Source organism: Alcanivorax sp. HI0083, from assembly GCF_001635175.1.
Genome location: NZ_LWFX01001434.1, coordinates 1 through 1,495 on the forward strand (window position 1 = coordinate 1; position 1,495 = coordinate 1,495).

Sequence of the window (1,495 nt, forward strand, 5' to 3'; positions counted from 1 at the left end):
CAGATCCAGTTTCATCAGCGCGTCCACGGTTTTATCCGTAGGCTCGACAATATCCACCAGCCGCTTGTGGGTGCGGATCTCATACTGATCTCGCGCATCTTTGTTTACGTGCGGAGAGACCAGCACTGTAAAGCGTTCTTTACGCGTCGGCAGCGGGATTGGACCCGTTACTTGCGCGCCTGTCCGTTTGGCCGTATCCACGATCTCCTGGGCGGACTGATCAATCAGACGATGATCAAAGGCCTTGAGACGAATACGGATTCTTTGGTTAGCCATAGCTAACAAACTCCAGACCGTTTCGAGCCATAGTTTATATGGCAAAAAGCCCACTTACCTCATCGCTACAGGATAGGTGAGTGGTGTCAAAACAAGCCCGGGAACAATGCCCCGGTTGGTACTGCCCGAAGGCAGGGCGCGAATATTAGCCATACCCCGGGGGTATTGCAAGGGGTATTTCGCCAAAAAACCCAAATTAACTGTAAAAGCGGTTATCGCAAAGCGACATCCGCCGCCACAGAGCCCATCAAAGCCACAACCGCGGCGCCAGCCAAGGAACAAGCCAATACCGACCCCTCCTGGTGGCATCCCACCGGGCTGAGACGGTACTCCTGTTTTTCCGCCCCGCCAAGCCCTGCCCTGAAAATCCGACAACTCATTGCCGAACAGGCAGCTCACCACCTTCGATTGCAACCACCACAAGCACGAGCAACACCTGGCCACATCACACTGCAGAAAACCGCTTCACACACCGCTCAGCACGCCACAGCGAAGCTGCCAGACCACTCACACCCCAAGCCTCAACAGCCCAACAGACACCGTTGACAACACCATCAAATCGCAGGCAAAAAAAAGGGCCGCCGAAGCGACCCTTTTTATCACCGTAAAACTTACTCGGTGATTTTAGCTACCACGCCGGCGCCAACGGTACGGCCACCTTCGCGAATCGCGAAGCGCAGGCCGTCTTCCATGGCGATCGGAGCGATCAGCTCAACGTCCATCTGCACGTTATCGCCCGGCATTACCATTTCGGTACCTTCCGGCAGAGTACATGCACCTGTCACGTCAGTCGTACGGAAGTAGAACTGCGGACGGTAGCCGTTGAAGAACGGAGTGTGGCGACCACCTTCGTCTTTACTCAGGACATACACCTCAGCAACGAACTTGGTGTGCGGCTTGATGGAGCCCGGCTTGGCCAGTACCTGGCCACGCTCAACTTCATCACGCTTGGTACCACGCAGCAGAACACCAACGTTCTCACCAGCGCGACCTTCGTCCAGCAGCTTGCGGAACATCTCAACACCGGTACAGGTGGTCTTGGTGGTGTCGTTGATACCCACGATTTCCAGCTCTTCACCCACCTTGATGATGCCACGCTCTACACGGCCGGTTACTACAGTACCGCGACCAGAGATGGAGAATACGTCTTCGATCGGCATCAGGAACGGCTGATCAACGGCACGCTCCGGCTCCGGGATGTACTCGTCCAGGCACTCAA

2 protein-coding genes are annotated in these 1,495 nt (G+C 55.7%); both read right to left on the minus strand.

What is annotated here, in order from left to right:
• Positions 1–276: 30S ribosomal protein S10 (gene rpsJ, locus A3754_RS21725; RefSeq protein ID WP_063521315.1), on the minus strand; the 276-nt coding region annotated here is incomplete at its 3' end.
• Between the two features lie 611 nt (positions 277–887).
• A partial coding sequence (locus A3754_RS21730; RefSeq protein ID WP_255363152.1) for an EF-Tu/IF-2/RF-3 family GTPase occupies positions 888–1,495 on the minus strand: 608 nt, incomplete at its 5' end.